1 protein-coding gene is annotated in these 919 nt (G+C 75.8%); it reads left to right on the top strand.

Features of this window, described 5'->3' with window-relative positions:
• A partial coding sequence (locus B7767_RS39580) for a histidine kinase dimerization/phosphoacceptor domain-containing protein (RefSeq protein ID WP_256923735.1) occupies positions 1–919 on the top strand: 919 nt, incomplete at both ends.

The following is a 919-nucleotide window of genomic DNA, read 5'->3' on the forward strand; positions in this document are numbered from 1 at the left end:
CGCTCCGGCACGGCCCGCCAGGCCGGACCCGTCGGGCCCACGAGGGCGACGGGGCCTTCGGAGCCGCAGCCGCCGACGGCGGCGAGAACCGGCGCCGTCGGCGGCCCTGGCGTTCCACCGTGCTGCTCACGGTGTTCGTGCTGGTCGGCTCCGGCTTCGCCGAGCACGCCCAGGAGGGCGAGCGGGTCGCCCTGGGCTCCCTCGGGCGGGTCCTGCTGTTCCTGGCGGGCGCGCTCCTGCTGTGGCGCGGGCGTCATCCCGTGCCCGTCGTGTTCGGCACCGTGGCCGCCGTCCTGCTCTACACCGGGGCCGGATACCCGTACGGACCGGTGTTCCTCACCGTCGCCGTCGCCTGCTTCAGCGCCGTCGTCTCGGGGCACCGGCACGCCGCGTGGGCGGCGATGGGGACGTTCTGGGCGGGGCATGTGCTGATCGCCCACGTGCTGTACGGACGGCTGCCGCCCTCCGGCGACCGGGCGCCCTCCTGGAACCAGGAGATCGTGATCGCCACCTGGCTGGTGGCGCTCGTGGCGGTGTCGGAACTGGCCCGGACCCGTCGTGAGCAGTGGGCCCGGGAGCGGGCCGAGCGGGCCCGGGCGGCACGGCGGCGCGCGGACGAGGAGCGGCTGCGGATCGCCCGCGAACTGCACGACGTCCTCGCGCACAGCATCTCCGTCATCAATGTGCAGGCGGGCGTCGGCCTCGCCCTGCTGGACAGCGACCCGGAGCAGGCGCGCAGCGCGCTCACCACCATCAAGGCCAAGAGCAAGGAGGCGCTCGGGGAGGTGCGTCAGGTGCTCGACACGCTGCGCGCGCCGGGTGCCGCGCCGCGCGCCCCGGCGCCCGGCCTGGACCGGCTGCCCGAGCTGGTGGAACAGGCCGCGAGCGCGGGCCTCACCGTGACGGTCGAAGGGGAGCC

The sequence above is a fragment of the Streptomyces sp. 13-12-16 genome, assembly GCF_002114215.1.
GTDB lineage: Bacteria > Actinomycetota > Actinomycetes > Streptomycetales > Streptomycetaceae > Streptomyces.